This window comes from Microbulbifer maximicatervae (SeqCode), from assembly GCF_052467695.1.
In genome coordinates, this window is the sequence record NZ_CP174320.1 from 4,149,561 (window position 1) to 4,167,282 (window position 17,722).

Genomic DNA, 17,722 nt, shown 5'->3' on the forward strand with positions numbered 1-17,722 from the left:
TTTTATCAAACTTACTCCTATCTACAATTCAATCCTCTATAGCGGCCTCAACGGCTGCCGCCGCATCAACAATCCCTGATCCACAGCGCCGACATGAGCCTGTAAAACTTCGGGCTGTACTGGTGAGAATGGATTCAACCTCATCTGGTGTAACATCGGGCTTGACTGAATAGATAAGTGCGGCTGTACCGGCAACATGTGGAGCGGCCATGCTGGTGCCGGCGTAGTAAGCGAAGCTATCACTACCGGGAGTTCGCGCACCGCTGTTTAATGTAGAGAGAACGCCATCGGATTCCACCGAATTAGTTTCACCTCCGGGGGCGGCGACATCGACCACATTGCCGTAGTTGGAGTAGTAAGCAAGCCCACCGGAGCGGTTGGTTGCGGATACTGTAATAACTCCTGAACAGTTAGCTGGCGAAAACCAGAAGGCATTCCGCCCAGAGTTACCCGCAGCAACAACAACGGTGGCGCCCAGGCTACGGGCTGTATTGATGGCACTTTGAGTTGTGCTTCCACAGAGGCCAAAGCCCCCCAGGCTCAAGTTCAGTACTTGGGCCGGAGTTTCATTGGCTGGTGCACCACTAACCGAGCCGCCAGCACTCCACACAATGCCATCGGCAATATCAGAAGTGTAACCGCCGCAGCGGCCGAGTACTCGAACGGGGAGCACTTTTGCTTTATGGGCTATCCCAGCGATACCCATATTGTTGTTGGTGACGGCAGCAATGGTGCCGGCCACATGAGTGCCGTGCCAGCTGCTATCAAACTCAGGATACAGTGGGTTTCCGCAGTAACTATCGGTATACCAATCCCCGGGATCACTGGCATCACTATCACGGCCATCCCCATCTACAGCGATATCGGAATCCGAAATCATGTCGTAACCAGGCAGCAAGTTGTCCATGAGGTCTGAGTGAGCGAGATAACCGGTATCAATAACTGCTACTACCACGCCCTCCCCCTGAGTTATATCCCAGGCTGCGGGCAAATTCAGTCCGCCATCAGCTTCAAAGTAGTGCCACTGGTCGTAATAGCTGGGGTCATTTGGGACCGCCATAGGGTGCATCATCAAGTCGGGCTCAGCGTACTCAATATTGGGGTCTTGTTTTAGGCGGTTGATTATCAGGTTGATCTCGGCTTGGCTTTTTCGGCTCCCCAGGTGCATGACTTGTGCACCCGTCGCCATGCGCCGCAAGTGGCGCAAGTTGTGGCCCGCACGGCGAGAGGCTTTCTCCACAGTTTCCTGAGTCATGCTCGTTGACCGTCCGATCGTGGAATCCTGCTTGTATTTCACAATGATCCGGTCAGTTGTTGGGGAACTACTTAGGTTATCCATTTGGGTGGCGAAGGAGCCTGTACATAGAAGTGAAAACACACCTGCTAGAGTGGATTTTTTCAACAGTGACTTCATTATTGTTATCTCTCCATGATGATTTAGCCGACGGGGTGTAACATCCTAACCATTAGTACCACTGTCCCTGTTGTGACAGGGCACGTTAGGCTTTACGCAAGATATATGCCTGAGCAAGTCATGGCTGGATATTGAGACAAAATTAGTACCAGTGTTTCAATTTTGCCCACAGGGATAGTAGTGGCAACCGATGTATCCTTCTTAGGTGATTGCCGGCCTCTTTCTATTCTTGTGACAGCCTCCACCTAAACAAACTTATTTATCTGTCTTTGCACCGATATAGAGATAACTAAGGGCTTTCCAATCACTGTGCACAGAAAGGCTGCAAAATACTTTTCGAAATTTATCAACTTTAAAGAAAAGGCTGGAGCTTGAAGTTAATCCACTCTGATAAAACGAGCTTTAATCGAGCAGTGGAAATGATCATCACAGAATTGGTGATATTGCCGGCAATATAACTGGGAAAGGATTCTGCGGAGATCAACGTGTTAAATGAAAATGCCAGTCAGCTTAACTGACTGGCATTATTTGAGTAGAACAGCTATCTACCCACCCCACAGGAACCTGTGGAGTGGGAGTTGGCCCATTTACTCAGTACTAGCACTCAGAGAAACGCCAGAGTAGTCAGAGTAACCGCGGATACTGATATACCAGGTACCTGCGTCTGGATTGCTGATGCTGCAGCTTTCATCATTACCCCACTCGTAAGGGCGACAATCGTAGGCTGTGCGGGTGGGCTCTTGGCCGAAACGGACGTAGAGATCTGCATCCCCACTGCCACCAGACATTACGGCGCTCAGCGTTGAAGCTCCGCTATCAACCTCAATAGTGAAATGCTGCCAGCCGTTGCGGGAACCACTAAGATTTGTCTCTTCCCAGCTGTCACTACCGCCACCGCCGCCACCACCTGCGGTGTAGCTGCCTACGAGGCTAACGTTAGAGAAGGAGCTATACCCACGTACCATGACGTGATAGGTTCCTCTCTGTACGTTAGCAATATCACAGGTTTCATTATTGCCTGAAGTATAGGGGCGGCAGTCATAGGTACTGGTTGTGGGGGCGCTGCCATGTCGAACGTAGAGGTCAGCATCGCCGCTTCCACCGGACATTACAAAAGACAAGTCTGTAGCGTTGTTAGGCACTTCTAGGGTGAAGTTAATTTCATCACCACTGTTACCCTCGATACCAGTCTCAGCAACACCATTTTCAAGTTCACCGCCGTCGTTACCGCCACCACCGCCGCCACCATTGGCCGAGGCTACGGCCGCTGCTGCATCGACAATACCTGAGCCACAGCTGCTGCAAGAAGCCGGGAAGCTCCGTGCGGTACTGGTGAGGATTGATTCAACTTCATCTGGGGTCAAGGTAGGGTCTACAGAGTAGAGCAATGCTGCGGCACCGGCCACATGAGGCGCCGCCATACTGGTGCCCTGGATGTAATAGTAACTATCACTGCCTGGGTCAGTAGCACCATTGTTATAGGTAGAGAGGACGCCGTCGGAGTCATTGGCGAAGCTCTGTGCTCCGCCCGGCGCTGCAACATCTACTACATTGCCGTAGTTAGAGTAGTAAGCACGACCGCCACTGCGATTAGTCGCAGCCACTGAGATCACCCCATCACAACTGGCAGGAGTAAATTGGCTTGCATTAGCATTGCTATTGCCAGCAGCTACAACAACCGTCGCACCGAGACTGCGAGCAGTATCGATGGCATTTTGTGTAGTAGTACCACAGCTTCCGCTGCCGCCAAGGCTGAGATTGAGTACGTCGGCGGGATTCGCATTGGCTGGCAGTCCACTGACAGAACCACCAGCACCCCAAATGATGCCGTCAGCAATATCTGACGTATAGCCACCACAACGGCCGAGCACACGGACAGGAACAATCTTGGCCTCATAGGCAACACCTGCGATACCAAGATTATTGTTGGTAACGCCAGCGATAGTGCCGGCAACATGGGTACCGTGCCAGCTACTGTTGCTTGAGGAGCTATCTCCACAAGTACCAGAGCTATACCAATCACCCGGATCGGTGGCATCGCTATCGCGACCATCGCCATCTACGGAAACGAAGGTATCGTCGATCATGTCGTAGCCCGGCAAAATGTTGGCTGCCAGGTCTGCATGGGGTCGATAACCAGTATCGAGTACCGCGACCACAGCCCCATTACCCGCAGTGGTATCCCAGGCTGATGGAAGGTTCAAGCCACCGGTAGATTCATAGTAGTGCCACTGATTGAGGTAACTTGGGTCATTAGGTACAGCCACTGCTTTCAAGATCAGATCTGGTTCTGCGTACTCCACATCCGGGTCTTGCCTCAGGCGATCGATAATTGCATTTACTTCAGCTCTATTTTTTCGACCTTCCAGGCGCATTACCTGAGCGCCAGTAGCTATGCGGCGCAGATGGTGCATTTTATGGCCGGCGCGACGGGAAGCTTTTTCCACAGTTTCCTGAGCCATAGTAGCGGCCCGTCCAATTTTAGCGCTTTCTTTGTACTTAACGATGATGCGATCAGTTAGCAGCGTGTTATCCGCTTCTTCCGCATAGGCACCAAAAGGCGCAGTGCATAGCAATGAGAATGCACTTGCTAAAGCCGTCTTTTGTAAAAGAAATTTTAAAGATAATTTCATTATTGTGGTTTCTCCGAAGTTATATTTATTCCAATACCAAAAAATTATTCGATATCGGTTACTCCTAAACCGCCCCGCTTTGGCTAAATAAATTCTATGAAGGGAAAGCCCAAAAACTGCTGAATTTAGGATCATTTAGTTAGCTTGAGCGAAATTGGTACCATTGTTTCAGCTTGGTACAAATGTATAACGACTTGGAAATTGTTGTCCTCAATGGAGATCTCGAAACTCATGTGGACTGCGATGACAAGTTTTAAATCTCTACAAAAAACTTAAGTAATAAATATTTTTCCGCAAAAAAGTGTGGAATGGTTCACGGGAGATACAACCAAAGAGGATTAACAGATCACTTATGACAAAAAATACGGCCTTATCCCTCAAACATAAAGCAATGTTATATCACATCAAAAATATTTTATTTAACTATGACTTTTGATGACTGGTAAGTTGATTCAATGAGGGCTGGGCGCTCTTGCGAGTATGAAAGAAAAGAAAAAATCTACTACTTTAATCGGCGCTAGTTATCAGCCTCTTACTTGAGCTAACCATTCACCGTTTGATAAATCAGCAGCAAATCTAATTTCTCCGAGTTGTATAGCTGCTATATCTCGGCCTTTATAGGTGTTCTTTCGCCAGTGAAATTAAACGATCACACCTGGCTATAGCTTTATAGGCATAGGCCTCTTTGTTGCCCCGAGAAGTATCGAGCTCAGAAAGGACACTCTTTTTAAGAGCAGTAGCAACTTCAATGGCAAGAGCATACTTTTGGTGGTTTAAGCAGTGCCGACAAAAAATTGTTTCCAGAGTATCTTCGCTATCAATGTTTAAATACCCCAAGTCGTGCACATCCTTGTGAAGACCTTGAATAACTTCAAAAGATAAGCCTCTCTCAGAGAGCAATAAAAATTTCTGCTCAGCAATACGCCGCTTTGTTTCAAGCACTAAATCTGGATATTCTTGAATAAGCGGGTAGTGTATGCTTTCAACCTTATCAAACTCAGTAACTATCTCATCATAACCAAGGTCTTTTACTTTTAGATATGCATCCGTTAAAAGATTACACAACTTTCTAGACAACTCTTCCTTTTTGAAGCTATTGAACACTCAGCAATTCTCCGTAGCTGCATTACCTATCCTAAGAGCCTTTTAACAAATCAGATTGAGCCGCTTTATATCTCAAACAGACTCCTCCATATACGCTTGAGATATATCAACCAGTATAAGACTGATGGAAAAATAATGTGCTGGTTCTCTCTGGCTTCCAACCCTTTGTGAATGGCTAGTCGCCATATAGGTGTCTAATCTAGTGCCATGGAGACACCGACTGCCACACCTGTCCCTTTGTCATAACTTGTGAGGTTTGATATGAGAAAAGCAACTGGAGAAGCGGTAGGCACACAATCCAGGCTAGCCGCCCCTTCTGATTTAAGTGAGAGTGCGAGGGCCAGCATTACTATTGCCGTTAATACCCTGCTGGCAGATACTTTCAGCCTATATATGAAGACAAAGAACTTTCACTGGCATGTTAGCGGCCCCCACTTCAGGGACTATCATTTGCTTTTCGATGATCAAGCCGATGAAGTATTCGAGATGACCGATGCCCTGGCGGAGCGCGTGCGCAAACTAGGAGGCACTACGCTTCGCTCCATTGGCCATATCGCCAAGCTACAACGATCTTCAGACAATGATGCCGAGTATGTAGATCCGCAAGATATGTTGTTAGAGCTAGGCGAAGATAACCGGGAAATGATCTCAAGTATGCGTAAAGTCCACGAACTTTGTAATGAGCATAGAGATATTGCTACCGCAAGCTTGCTGGAAGAGTATATTGATCAGGCAGAAAAGCGGTCATGGTTTTTGTTTGAGGCTAGTCGCAGCTCTGGTTTGACACACCACTGAGCTGTAGTAGTTCAGACTTGATCTGACAGTTACCGGTTTTTCAGAAGGTACTCTGTCAGGTCAAATTCAGTTTACGAGTTTCTCCTTCCAGATACTTTTACCCTCTTCAAGGGTTACCATCGGTGTGCGACCACAACACTTTTTACCCTGATGAGTTCGATCATTATTGTAATATACGAGCCATTCGTCCAGATCCTTTTGTAGCTCTTCTATTGATCCATAGATCTTTCGTCGTAACGATGGCTGGTAGAACTCTTGTAATATAGTTTTATGGAAGCGCTCACAGATACCATTTGTTTGTGGGTGCCTGGCTTTTGTCTTGGTATGTTCTATCTCGTTGATATTCAAGTACAACTGATAATCATGCTGCTCCAGCTTGCCGCAATATTCAGTACCGCGGTCAGTCAAAATACGCAACACCGGCAGATCATGCATGGCGTAAAACGGTAATACACGATCATTCAGAAGATCTGCTGCTGTGATTGGCGTCTTAGTGGTGTACAACTTGCAATGGGCTACCTTTGCATAGGTGTCGACATAGGTTTGTTGGTAAACACGCCCAACCCCCTTAAATGTTCCTACATAGAAGGTGTCCTGAGAACCTAGATAGCCGGGGTGTTGAGTATCAATTTCCCCGCAGGCTTCATCATCATGTCGCTTTCTTTCCAAGGCCTGAACCTGCGACTCCGTGAGGATTAGCCCCTCCTTAGCCACCTTGGCTTCAAGTGCTTTTAATCGTAACTTGAAGTTAGCCAGGTCGTTCCGTAACCAGATACTCCGAACACCACTAGGGGACACGAATACGCCACGTTTACGTAGCTCATTGGAGACTCGAACCTGTCCATGGGCAGGCTCTTGGAGGGCATAAGTCAACACGGCCTCTTCAATTGCTGTGTCAACACGGTTCTTGTGGTTAGGCACCCGTCGACTCTTTTCAAGAAGGGCGTCCACACCGCCACTTGAAGCAGCTTCCTTGTACCGATAGAAAGTGTCTCTCGATACACCAAGCATCTTGCAAGCTTTTGAGATGTTGCCAAGCTCTTCTGCAAGATTGAGCAATCCGGTCTTGTGTTTGATGATACGATCATTAGTATGGATCATGGGGTTTATCCTTGGTTTTGTTTTTAGGTTTAGGCACCTTCATCAAAACCGGTAAACCCCTCTTTTTCAAGAGGATGTGTCAGATTTGGTCTGAACTAATACAACTGAGCCCTTTGGCTCAAGCTTGATCTGGCAGACAGCGCTACTTTTTGAATTACCCTGTCAGATCAAACTCAACCAATACGACTTTCATTTTCCAAAGCGGCCTGTTCCTTTTCAGGTTAAGAGCTACAGCTCCAGCTTCAACCTCTCCCCGACCGAATTCTCGAGGAAACCTTCTCGGAGGTAAAAATCAATTGTTCGTTGCCAGTTTTCTCTTTCTGGAGTACTAACTTCCAACCGTGGCCAGCCCTCCTCCTTCGCAAAGCTGATCGCCTCAGCCAAAAGAGCCTTGCCAATAAACTGCGAGCGGAACCCTGGTTCAACATACAGCTCCTCGATTACCCCGTAGTTGCCTCCGGCATAAATAGCGGCAGATCTGGATAGGGTAATACAGGAGCTCCATCGACATGATATAGGAAAGCATGGAATCCATTATCTTGTGATAACAGCTTCTTAGCCGTTACTGCCATCACCTCTGGATCGATGTTGCGCTTATGACCGACAAGGGCTTGCAGCAATTTTGTTACCAGTCCTGCGACTTCATTACTCTGCTCCACCCCGGCCCTTACAATCGGACTCACCATAAACTATCCCTTCCCTTTAACTTATTTACATTTTTGCCCAGCTGAAATGTGATCACATTTAGAATCTATCAGCAATTTTTACTGGCAGCAAGCTGGGTGCGTGGGAAAGAAAGCGGACAACTCTCTATTGAATAATGGTCACAAAGAGCCAATGGGTAGAAATCATTAGAGCCGAAGGGATTGATGAAGCCTCAACGCTCGCATAGCACCATAAGTTTGAAGAAATGGAACCTGAACAACATCAGAGGCTTTTTCAGTCTTTAGGTATGAAACCTGAAGACTGAAAAAGTACAAGAGGTATTTATGAATTTTACCTTATCCCAAGTCTAAAAAATTCAAGGTAGGACAGCTGGAGCAATTTTATAAATTTAAGCTCCAGCAGCTCCCAACCTACCTATAGAACAGCTTTCAATCGCTCTTTAAGGGAGGATATAAACACCTTATCCTTCCCCCCAAGATTGGAAACATAAAGTATAAAATCACTACCATCTTTTCTGACAACCGTTACCGTAGTGGTATCGCCTAAAGAACTGGACCAGTCTACCTGTAGATCCTCAATATCCTCGTAAGATGCCATTTCCTTTTCCAAAATATCCCCATCTTTCCAATAGGAAAATACATGGCGTTGTGTAAAACCATTGCCATCTTCACTCACGAATAGAAGCGCGTCACTATAGAAATATGCTACCTCATCAGTAGCCTTTAGGATCCCCTTTCTCTGCATAAACTTGAGGTCCCTATCTGATATCTCACTTCCTTCAACAACCTTGTCGCTAGCTAAAATACCAAACTCTCCACCGACCACCAGCCCACACACCGGCAAGCTCAACACCACTAACAAAGCATGCCTAGCATGCCATTTGGAACCCTCAATTACCGCTGGTGACTTATCACCATTCACAAACAGTAAATAGTTTGCCAATGGCAATACTGTTAGCACGGTTAGAAGCTGGAACACCAGGGGGTAGCCCGTATATCTACCCAAGACTGGTGAGATCAAAAAGGTAATGGCCAATACAACTGCAAATCCTTTGTTTGGCAAATATGATTTACCATATCGATTTTCACTATCTTCACGGAGTTTATTCCAAAGGGGGAAGTACCAGAACTTGTTAAAAATACCTCTAGCGAGCGGCATGATCGCACTACGTTCCTGCTCCCGGATATATTTGAAGTTTCTATAAAACCAATAAACACCAAAAATTCCGAATGTAAAAACCCACATCGCCGTCAGCTTACCCAGGGAGACAGGGTAAAAAATCGTATCTTCCTTTACAGGGTTCTTCCATCTATCAAAGCGCCACATAAAGACCAGGAAGACATACATGGCGGCATAGATATAGATATACGTGGCGAGCGATAACTGTGATAAGAAACCACTCTCAGTATCTCCTGAGGTATTTGCATAAGACTGATAGATACCGTAACTCAGTTGATTCTTGAGTTTGTTAATAGCTTCTACGTAGGCTTGATATTCACTCGGCTTAACATGATCAACTTTACTGCGGTATATGTATTTCAGTGAAAGTGTCTTACTGGTTTCCTGATAGGAAACCTCATTTTTGAAATAGAAAAAGCTGTTATCTTCCTCAAAATACTCACTATCAAAAAACCAATCGTCTCCTTCGAAGTGAATTTCAATAACCTGCTCTATATGCTCTGGATACGATAAAGCCAAGGGATGGTGCCTATCCTGATCATCCGGCTCAGATACCCATGGGCTAACAATGTTTGCATAAAAATCAACCTCCTGGCGCTTTCTATCTGGTTTATCTTCCCAGAAATTTTCCAGCTTATATTGCTCATGAGAGGTGAATATATTTCGCTCTGGGTTATCTTCGAGCTCAATTAGAGCAGCGACTTCAATCCCGGAATAATAATCCTCAAAGAACTCCAAGTATTCTGTCTGTATTTGATCTCGCCCATTGCTAGCTAAACGCTGTCTCTGCCTTTCAGCGTCCTTACCATAATTTACAGTAGTGGTTGTAAAGGTTGCAGGGCCGTCATCCAGTACTGTGAACTCATCTTTTACAAATACTCCATACTTTGCGACATCTGGCTCCATATTTACCAAGTCATCAATGCCCGGCCTGAGTATTAGTGCTTTTCCATAATCTGGCTGAAAAATACTGCTCAAGTCACCATGCTGATAGCTACGCGTTGGATCTACCCAATACTCTTTGTCTTCAAATTCAAAATAGCTGATAACATGGTCAAATGACCTTACGCTGGGGATTCTATCTTTAAGTCTTGTTTCGGTATTGACTAGAGCCGGGTAGCCAACAACTCCAAGTTCTTTCAATAGAGTTAGAAACAGTACGGTTTTATCTTTACAATCTCCATATCTATACCGCAAAGTCGTGCTGGCTGGTCTGGGCTTGTGTGAGTTTTCCCCCAACTCTATCCCTAAGTAACGTATCTCCCCCTGGACAAACCGAAGTGCGGCAGAGATTTGAGAACTCTTATCTTTGTGATTTAACTTGATGTCAGCGACTAATTTGGCTATCTCCGCATCAACATTAAAAACTCCTTGATATAACCCTAATCCCCAGACACCAACATCTTCCCAGGTTGCCAGTTCACTAAAGTAAATAGCGCCCCAAGGACTAAACCAGGAAGGAGTCCCATCGTCAGATTTAAGTGGATCAAGTTTATTGTCCTCGATGATATACTCTCTGGCACCCCCCAGATCTTTTTGTTTGAGTTCTAAATCGCTATTTAAAATTGAACTATAGAGAGGTGTTTGCTTCTCCCACAATATACGCAAATAGAGTCTCTCAAGTGGGACAGACCAATTCAGACTAGAGTTATATGCAAATATCCCGTGATAAACAGGGTTCACCCCTGAGCGAGTGTAGCTATACTCTACAACATCACCCACCCTGATATCGTCTAACAAAATATTGAGTGTTAATTGACCATGGTAGACTGACTCATCCATCTCCTCTTCGCGCCGAATATGATCTATTCGCGCAGTATTGAGTTTATTTAAAACCTGTCCATCGCGGATCACATTAAGAGTATGTAATGTAACCTTTTGATACTCTGGGTCATAATCAATACTTATCTGTGAGCTTTCATCAACCCCCTCTGGGTTAATAATGTATTCAGCCATTCGAAAGAAGTATTCAAATTCTGACTTATCCCCCGCTTTGATCTGCGAGTCCAGAAGAAGATAATGAACCCCATCCTGGATTTTATCGATCGGCCGCTCTTTTACTTCAGGAACTACTACCTTTGTTACCCAATCTGGTATGGGAGATGTAGCAACTTCTTCTCTTGCCCAAACCTTGCCTGCGGCCAAGAATGAACAAATCACTAAAACTATTGATATAGCCGCATCAATCTTTTTCTTCATTATCTACTTTTCTACAATACTTAGAGTGGCTTTCAAATACGATATGAATGCGCACCAGTGAAACTAGGCTGCGAATCCAATTAACTCAATACCTGCTTATACAAGGGGCTTAGTAAAGGCTTTTTTCACTCGAAAGTCCAATATGGAGTCACAATACGAGCTATCCCGATCTTTTTTGTACGATAGTCCATTTACTAAGAATCTAAGACAACGTAAATAGCAGAAGATATAAGATTTAGAAGAGCTGAGACTCTCTATACTAAAACTGGTATTCAGGCTTATAAAAATTTAATCACAACCAAACTTCCCCCACAAACTACAAGTAAGCTTATAAATAAGCTTTCCTATTAACTAGGAGTTAACAGGGATAAATTTTGTAACGGTCAGCTACTGTTGGTTTACCCATAGAACAATATAGGGAAACAATTTGCTTCTAGTTAATTTGCGGCCACTGTTCATGGCAGTAGCTAATGTAAATCTCCATAGAAACCTCTTAGTTGTTCCCATTTGGCAACGGCAAGAAATCTAATAGCAGCAGTGGAGCCTAATCATCCCCGAGGAAAGTAGTCGCCCGCCTATGGCATCAAATCTTATGTAGAACAGGTGTTTCTCTTATCGCCAGCAGAAGTTGAGCTTCCGGTAGAGGCGGCCTCCATAAATAATAGGATTAATACAAATAATAGCCTGAATAACACCTGTAAACGATCAATTTAAGCATTAATAGCTGCAACTCCAACTATTAACACTTTTAACCTTTGTAGACTATAATAGCTCAAAAAGCACCCTTTAGCTCGATAAAACCTAATCAAAGGGTGGAAAGGCAACTATTATGGGATTTCACGGTCAATCAGATAAGCAAATACTTGAGTCGCTGGGCAATCGTCTCAAAAACTACCGCTTACGAATGAACCTTACTCAGGATGACATGGCTGAGCGTGCAGGCCTATCCACCTCCACCATTAAAGGGCTGGAGGCTGGTCGTGGCAGGCTTGATAGCCTTGTTGCTGCGCTGAGAGTACTTCGCCAACTTGATTCATTGGATAGCTTCTTACCTGAACCGGCAGTAAGTCCGATGCAAATTGCTACTCAAGGTAAACAGCGGCAGAGAGCCAGCCGCAGCTCACAGAATCAGCGCGATACCCTGCCCTTGAACAGCAATAAGAAAAGGAGCAAGCCGGAATGGTAAACCAGACAAATGCCGCAACAGTTCACTTGTGGGGCGAGTTGGTAGGCGCTGTCCACTGGGGTGACAGTGGTTATGGTTCATTCGAGTATGCACCGGAGTTCTTGCGTCGGGGGCTGGATATAGCTCCGATAACCATGCCTATTGAAGCTTCAAATGTGCCATATACATTTCGCGGCCTCGGTCGGGAAACATTTAAAGGATTACCGGGACTCCTCGCCGATTGCCTGCCTGACAAGTTCGGCAATGCGGTGATTGATGCCTGGCTCGCACGCCAAGGGCGAACTCCAGAGAGCTTCAACCCTATTGAGCGACTCTGTTACACCGGTACTCGTGGCATGGGAGCGCTTGAATTTCAACCGGCGGTGGACGGCACCTTCAAAGACTCTGTCGACCTGAACGTTGAAGAATTAGTCAATCTAGCTGCCGCAATTACCAATAGGCAGACGGATCTCAATACGCAATTTGGACATAGTGATACTGAAAAATCAGGCTCCTTGCTGGACATTTTGCGCGTTGGCACCAGTGCCGGAGGCGCTCGAGCAAAAGCAGTTATTGCCATGAATGATAAGGGGGATATTCGCTCTGGTCAGGTCCCCGCCCCTAAAGGCTATGACTACTGGCTTTTAAAATTTGACGGCGCGGGAGATCTTGAATTCAGGGCAAGCGATGGCTATGGGCGGGTTGAATACGCCTATTATCATATGGCTCGCGAAGCGGGTATCAATATGGCGGAGTGCGGGCTACTGGAGGAAAATGGCCGAGCGCATTTTATGACGCGGCGCTTTGATCGGGTAAACGGGCAAAAGCTTCATATGCAGTCTCTATGTGGTATTGCGCACTTGGATTTCAACATGGCAGGCGCACACTCCTATGAGCAAGTATTCAGCATAATGCGTGAACTATATCTGCCTAAAAATGAAGCCGTTCAGCAATATCGCCGTATGGTCTTCAACGTATTGGCCAGGAATCAAGATGATCATACAAAGAATATTGCATTTCTTATGGACCCAGCCGGAGAATGGTCTCTTTCACCAGCCTTTGACCTGACTTATGCCCACAATCCTGGCGGAGCTTGGACAAGTCAACACCAGATAAGTATTAACGGAAAGCGTGATCACTTCAATTTAGATGACTTAATAACATTAGGGGAATCCATCAGTATTAAGCGCCCAATGGAGATAATTGATCAGGTCGCAAGTGCGGTAGCAAATTGGGAGCAGTTCGCTGAAGCCTCCGGTGTCTCTGAAAGCTGGACTATTGAAATTGGCCAAAACCACCGCAAGCTAACTTAAATTTTATCTATATGTCATTGACCTATCCGCTACCCACTTCTTTTGTGGCCCCAAGGATGGAGCCAGGGCTCGATCCCAAATTTTACCGCTAAAACCTTCAGCCTCCCAACCATACTCCCACGGCGGCCCCAGTGTATCTTTTAACTCCAAAGATCCCTTGTCGAATAGAACAGAGGCACCGTAAACGGGCTGATAGTCCATGAGATATCGAGGGGGATGAAGTCAAGTCCAATCGAAAAAACGACACTTCAATCGTCTTCATCTGAGAAATATCAGCTTACATTCTATTTTGGCGATTAACGTATTAAAGAGCTGCTCATGATGAAACTGTCACTTCTATTCACAATAATTTTGATTTCCCTTGCTTTTATGGGAGCTAAAACGGCAGCAGAAGAGAATAGTCATAACTCAATCAAGAATAGTGAGGGCATCATTTGTAATAATGAGTATGTTCTATGCACATCTGCCCCATGCATTCCAGATCCCAGTAATCCAGATTCAAATGCAATTTGCAGATGTGACGTTAATAAGGGGTTGAACTTCGGGTTTTCTGAATGTAAAAACCGGACTCCTGAGACTGACTCAAACGACGTCAAAAAAGCCTTATCGACATTTTCTTTCGCGCAGGCTTCCACCAAGCCTGTACTTTCCTGCCCCGAAGGTAAACCGTGGACTGATTGCCTGGATCAACCCTGCATTGTCGACCCGATGAATCCACTTAAAGCCATATGCACATGCAAGATTGTACGGGATAAGTCTTTTGTAACTTTTGGAGGCGATTGTGTTTCCCTGAGTTGTGATACGGGTTACTGGTCAGGTGCAACGGCAGAGTCCTATGTGGGAGCAAGCAGAAAACTGATGAAGGCATTTAGCTTAGATGAGGTTCCCGCCAAATATTGCGTGGGGATGAAACCTGAGGTTTCAGAATAATTTCTGCCCGATCCAAGTCACACCAATCTTTTGTGTTTTTTAGAAATAGATACCCGATTCGCAGTACGGGCCGTTGATCCCTACACTGTTTAGCGGCCCATACAATTTCTGAAAGAATCACCAAGTAGATTATATTACTTTCATAATTATTAAAATTTCGGCAAAAGTTAAATCACCCTTATCGTAATTTCTGGTATGGTTAAATCAACCACAAGAAATGATTAACTAACAACTGCCGCCTAAAAAATAAAAACCAAACAAACAACACTATTTTAGACAAAAGGCACTCTTATGAGAACACGCTGTAGCCACGTTTTACTCTGGGTGGAGGATATTCATCAAGCTGTACAAGATTTTCGTCAGCTCGGTTTTTCTGTGGATTACGCCACAAAAGAAAAGAACGCCCAGCACGCCCATATTTGGTTTAGTGAAGGGGCTATTATTGAGTTATTGACATCACCATCCAATGCTCAATACTTCAAATGGATTATTGATCTCTTTGCCGGCCGGGGCGCAGGACGTAGGATGATACGTTGGTCGCAAGAAGGGGAAGGTTTTTGTGATGTTGCCTTAGTCAGTGACGATTTTGATAATGATCTTTCAGCGATGAAGCGTGAGGGTGTTCAAACCGGGCGAGTGATTCCCTGGCAACGAACCAAGCCAAACGGACAAAAAACCAGCTTCCGCTTTTTTTATCCTCGCTCTGAGCGACTGCCATTTATTGTAAGTCCATATAACCCACCTCAGTACCCTCAAGAAACAAACCATAAAAATGGTGCTACTGGCCTGAGTAAAGTGCACATGGAAGTCAGTGAACAGGACTGGAAAACTGTACAACGTTTAATCGATAAAGATTCCACATTTAATATCAAACCCGGGCCTACAACCAAAGTTACGGGTATAGAGGTTAGTGGACTGAGAGAAAATTTAGACCCGACTCTATTGCATGGGAGTACAATCAACCCAGCAAGCTAAGGAGCCTGTGAGCTATTTAGTGGATCAATCTCTACAGAGATTGATCCACTCAGATAGATAAAACAGTCGTTAACTAAACTGTCGAAATCTCATTACAGACGGTATAGAACTCCAACTCCCGCACGACGTCCTTTTGCCGGCGCCCCTATTCTGGCATCAGGGGCAAATATCGCATTGGTGTAGCCATATAACTGATACTGCTCATCAAGCAGATTGTCAGCAAACAGATAAAGCTCCATAGAGTCCGTTTGCAGTGCTACACGAAGGTCCACCTTGCTGTAAGCATCCAGGTTAAAGTGGTTTTGTGCATCTGCCGGGCGCTCATCTACATGGCGTACAGTCAGGTTAGTATTGAGAGCCGGTGCGCTTAACCCCATAAAGTCTGGCAGAGGCTGGTAGTAATTCAATGCCAGGCTAGCACTCCAGCTGGGTACGTCAGGCACTTCATTACCCGCCAAAACGTCACCGCCGGAAACACCATACACATCTTTTGTAATTTCCGTATCCAGGAAGCTCAAGCCACCGGCAATACTAAACTGCTCGGTAATAAACCAATCGGCCTCAAGCTCTGCACCAAATGTCTCCGTATCTGCATTTACTGCAGCAGAGGAATAGGAAGCAAAATCAAAGCCTAACAAATGATCATCTTCCACTGAGCTAAAGAATACAGCACCACTGATATTCAGACTGTCTGACTCATTTTTAATGCCTAGCTCGAAGGTGTCGACAGTTGCGGGCTTGTAAGCAACGCTATCGGCAGACTGCAAAGCAAAGTCATTGAACCCACCGGATTTATAGCCTCGTGCGGCAACTGCATAGATATTTGTAGAATTGGACAGCGAATAACCAAGAGCCAATCGGCCAGTTGTATAACTATCGTCCAAATCTCTTTGATCTTGAGAAACGTAGAGATTGCCATCCGTACCGTAGCTGGAATACTCACCGGCGTACAACTTACTCTCTTGGGTGTAACGTAATCCAGCTGTAAAATTCAGGGAGTCAGTTACAGGTAATGTAGTCTCACCGTAAATAGCCTGGCTATCAGTATCGTAATCCCGGTATTGATTGGCGAAGGACACCAAATCAATTGAGTCAAAACTTCTTTCACCTTCTTGTAGATTGAGTCCAATCACCCAGAATGTAGATGCCTCAGGCAATGAGGACAAGCGTAGATCCTGGCTGATGGTCTGCTCGTCCTGGCTATCGCCACGAAGATACTCCATTGGGAAATTGAACACTGCTTGGGCAGTCTCTTGGTCAAAACCGGTTAGGTAACTAAAATCCGTGTTGACCAATGCAGTGATAGAAGTCAGTTGAGTATTAGCCCATTGGTGATTGATTTCAGTGGAAAATCGCTCAACGGTTTTTTCATTATCGTCAAAAGCTCCTGGTGTGTGTTCACTGCCAGGGTCATCACCGAAAGGTTGTAATAACTGAAGGTTTAGAAAGCCTTCCTGTTGTTGCTTCTCAGCAATAAATAAGGCTGATGTTTTCGCACCTAAATCCCATTCCAGGCTACCTCTGAAAGCCAGGTCTTTGGGTTCAGTCATTGGATCGCCGTTAGTCGTATTCTCAACCCAATGGTCCTCACTGATATGTCGGATGGCTACTCGGCCACGGAGTGATTCAGAGAATGGGCCGCTGATAACCGTTTGATATAAACTCTGGTTATCCTCTCCGAGCTCTACACGTCCGTAAGCTTCAAACTCTTCGGTTGGCTTGTTAGTGGTAATATTAATAGCGCCAGCTTCACTGTTGCGCCCGAATAAGGTCCCTTGAGAACCCTTTAATATTTCCAGTCTTTCGATATCAAGGGTCCCAAGGGACACATTTCCCGCAGGCATAGATACGCCATCAAGGTTCACTACAACGGAGCCATCATCCTTATTTACCTGAGTCAGTGAACCAACCCCGCGAATACGGATATTTGCATCCACCGCACCACTGGAAGAATAAACATCTACTCCAGGTGCACTGCGTAATGCATCTTCAAAATTGAGCAGCAATCGGTTTTTCAAATCCTCTTCGCTAACAACACTCAAGCTGAAGGGAACATCCTTGGCTTTCTCTTTTGTAAGCCGGGCAGTAACTTCAACGACTTCCATTTCTATTTCGGAAGAACTCTCCTTTTCCGCTCCTTCCGCCGTAGAGTAGGCTCCGGAAGCGTATAACAGACTTGCCGATATTAGCGAAATTTGTTTCGCAAGTACTTTCTTATCTAGGTTTAAGCTGAGCATAAATTGAATTT

At 45.5% G+C, this 17,722-nt stretch carries 13 protein-coding genes; 5 read left to right on the forward strand and 8 right to left on the reverse strand.

Features of this window, described 5'->3' with window-relative positions:
- Positions 1–28 precede the first annotated feature (28 nt).
- From ACJJI8_RS18260 to ACJJI8_RS18270, 3 genes are all read right to left on the reverse strand, one after another.
- Positions 29–1,255, reverse strand: a complete 1,227-nt coding sequence (locus tag ACJJI8_RS18260; protein ID WP_444933272.1) for a S8 family peptidase — start codon at positions 1,253–1,255, stop codon at positions 29–31.
- 746 nt (positions 1,256–2,001) lie between these two features.
- The gene (locus ACJJI8_RS18265; RefSeq protein WP_444933273.1) at positions 2,002–4,047 is read right to left on the reverse strand and encodes a S8 family peptidase; all 2,046 of its coding nucleotides are present in this window, start codon (positions 4,045–4,047) and stop codon (positions 2,002–2,004) included.
- A gap of 615 nt (positions 4,048–4,662) precedes the next feature.
- Positions 4,663–5,151, reverse strand: a complete 489-nt coding sequence (locus tag ACJJI8_RS18270; RefSeq protein ID WP_444933274.1) for a hypothetical protein — start codon at positions 5,149–5,151, stop codon at positions 4,663–4,665.
- Positions 5,152–5,412: 261 nt separating this feature from the next.
- Between ACJJI8_RS18270 and ACJJI8_RS18275 the strand changes: the two genes are divergently transcribed.
- Positions 5,413–5,946, forward strand: a complete 534-nt coding sequence (locus ACJJI8_RS18275; RefSeq protein ID WP_444933275.1) for a Dps family protein — start codon at positions 5,413–5,415, stop codon at positions 5,944–5,946.
- 66 nt (positions 5,947–6,012) lie between these two features.
- On the opposite strand, the gene ACJJI8_RS18280 is transcribed toward ACJJI8_RS18275, so the two are convergent.
- The 4 genes from ACJJI8_RS18280 to ACJJI8_RS18295 form a co-directional block, all read right to left on the reverse strand.
- On the reverse strand, positions 6,013–7,047 hold the full coding sequence (locus tag ACJJI8_RS18280; protein WP_444913809.1) for an IS481 family transposase: 1,035 nt from the start codon (positions 7,045–7,047) through the stop codon (positions 6,013–6,015).
- Between the two features lie 228 nt (positions 7,048–7,275).
- Positions 7,276–7,578 (reverse strand): GNAT family N-acetyltransferase, encoded by a 303-nt coding sequence (locus ACJJI8_RS18285; protein WP_444935175.1) that lies wholly within the window; start codon positions 7,576–7,578, stop codon positions 7,276–7,278.
- Positions 7,488–7,733, reverse strand: coding sequence for a hypothetical protein (locus tag ACJJI8_RS18290; protein WP_444933276.1), 246 nt, complete (start codon positions 7,731–7,733; stop codon positions 7,488–7,490). Before ACJJI8_RS18290 ends, ACJJI8_RS18285 begins: the two co-directional genes overlap by 91 nt.
- A 394-nt stretch (positions 7,734–8,127) precedes the next feature.
- Positions 8,128–11,091, reverse strand: a complete 2,964-nt coding sequence (locus ACJJI8_RS18295; protein ID WP_444933277.1) for a DUF3857 domain-containing transglutaminase family protein — start codon at positions 11,089–11,091, stop codon at positions 8,128–8,130.
- Positions 11,092–11,920: 829 nt separating this feature from the next.
- On the opposite strand from ACJJI8_RS18295, the gene ACJJI8_RS18300 reads away from it, so the two are divergent.
- From ACJJI8_RS18300 to ACJJI8_RS18315, 4 genes are all read left to right on the forward strand, one after another.
- Complete coding sequence (locus ACJJI8_RS18300) at positions 11,921–12,277, forward strand: helix-turn-helix transcriptional regulator (RefSeq protein ID WP_282932855.1); 357 nt, start codon at positions 11,921–11,923, stop codon at positions 12,275–12,277.
- On the forward strand, positions 12,271–13,569 hold the full coding sequence (locus ACJJI8_RS18305; protein ID WP_444933278.1) for a type II toxin-antitoxin system HipA family toxin: 1,299 nt from the start codon (positions 12,271–12,273) through the stop codon (positions 13,567–13,569). Before ACJJI8_RS18300 ends, ACJJI8_RS18305 begins: the two co-directional genes overlap by 7 nt.
- A gap of 318 nt (positions 13,570–13,887) precedes the next feature.
- Positions 13,888–14,499 (forward strand): hypothetical protein, encoded by a 612-nt coding sequence (locus ACJJI8_RS18310; protein WP_444893936.1) that lies wholly within the window; start codon positions 13,888–13,890, stop codon positions 14,497–14,499.
- Positions 14,500–14,790: 291 nt separating this feature from the next.
- Positions 14,791–15,474, forward strand: coding sequence for a VOC family protein (locus tag ACJJI8_RS18315; protein WP_444933279.1), 684 nt, complete (start codon positions 14,791–14,793; stop codon positions 15,472–15,474).
- Between the two features lie 92 nt (positions 15,475–15,566).
- Here the strand turns inward: ACJJI8_RS18315 and ACJJI8_RS18320 are convergent, their stop codons facing one another.
- Complete coding sequence (locus ACJJI8_RS18320) at positions 15,567–17,711, reverse strand: TonB-dependent receptor (RefSeq protein ID WP_444933280.1); 2,145 nt, start codon at positions 17,709–17,711, stop codon at positions 15,567–15,569.
- Positions 17,712–17,722 lie beyond the last annotated feature (11 nt).